The sequence below is a fragment of the Okeania sp. SIO3I5 genome (genome assembly GCF_010672085.1).
GTDB lineage: Bacteria > Cyanobacteriota > Cyanobacteriia > Cyanobacteriales > Microcoleaceae > Trichodesmium.
Window position 1 is genome coordinate 12382 of record NZ_JAAHHT010000246.1, and the last position, 1485, is coordinate 13866.

Below are 1485 nucleotides of genomic sequence, written 5' to 3' on the forward strand. Positions count from 1 at the left end.
AGGATTTAACTGATACAGCAGCAGTCATCAAACAATTGGATTTAGTAATAACAATAGATACAGTTATTGCTCACTTAGCAGGAGCATTAGGAAAACCAGTTTGGGTAATGTTAAATTTTGATTCTGACTGGCGATGGATGTTAGATAGAAATGATAGTCCTTGGTATCCCACCGCGCGATTATTTAGACAGCCAAAAATAGGAGATTGGGATAGTGTATTTATAGAGGTAAAACAAGCACTAATTGAATTTATGGAATTTCAGCAGAATTTACCAGATTTACCAACAAGTTTTGAATTAGCTTATCAATATTATCAAGAAAATAATTTAGTAGAAGCAGAAAAAATATGTCGTCGAATACTTGCAGAAAAACTAGAAGATTTTCAGGCACTCAATTTATTAGCTGTACTAGAAAATTTAGCAGGTCGAAATGACATGGCAATTCAGATTTTGAATCAGGTTATTATTTTGCATCCTAACTCTAGTCAAGCTTATTCCAACTTAGGAAATATCCTGAAAAAAGAATGTCGTTTAGAAGAAGCTATTTCTAATTATCAAAAAGCTATTTCTCTGGAACCAAATGATAGTAGTAACTATTCAAACTTAGGATTTATTTTATTCCAAAAAGACCAGATAGAATCAGCAATAGCTAACTATGAAAAATCTCTTTTTCTTGAGCCTAATAATTCTCAAATAAATTTCAACTTAGGCCATGCTTGGCAAACAAAAGGAGATTTATCAAAGGCAATTGCCTATTATCAAAAAGCAATTAATCTCCGACCTAATTATGCTCTTGCCTATCGTTGTTTAGGATTGATTTTTCGGGGACAAAGAAATTTGACTGTTAGTATATCTCATTATATAAAAGCTATTGAAATAGAGCCAAATTATGCTGATGCTCATTTTGGTTTAGCCGTAACTTTATTATTGAATGGAAATCTAAAGGAAGGTTTTCAAGAATATCATTGGCGTTGGCAGCGTTGGGAAATTAAAAAATCTCTATCTTTAATACAACCAGAAAAACTTTGGGATGGCTCTAATTTAACAGGTAAAACTATCGTACTTTATGCCGAACAAGGATACGGCGATACTATTCAATTTATCCGTTATCTTCCTCTAGTTAAACAACACGGGGGGCAGATAATTTTAGGTTGTCAAAAACCTTTAGTTAGATTGCTAGAAAAAATTCCTGGAGTTGAGAAAATTCTAGAAGAAGGAGTAAATTCTCTCAGCTTTGATGTTCATGCACCATTATTAGAATTACCTCGGATATTCGGAACTACTTTAGATAATATTCCGCCACCAATTCGGAATTTAAACATACCTGAAGTTCTGCCGATAAAGTTAGAACCTCCAGAAATAAATTCCTTGAAAGTTGGTATGGTTTGGATGACAAAACCGAGCAATCCAACTACTACTAAACGCTCTTGTAAATTAAGAGATTTTCAATCAATTTTAGACATAGCGGGAGTGACTTTTTATAGTC

At 33.2% G+C, this 1485-nt stretch carries 1 protein-coding gene; it reads left to right on the plus strand.

Features of this window, described 5'->3' with window-relative positions; all coding sequences use genetic code 11:
- Positions 1–1485, plus strand: a 1485-nt coding sequence (locus F6K40_RS33270) for a tetratricopeptide repeat protein (RefSeq protein WP_293142367.1), incomplete at both ends; no start/stop codon positions are given.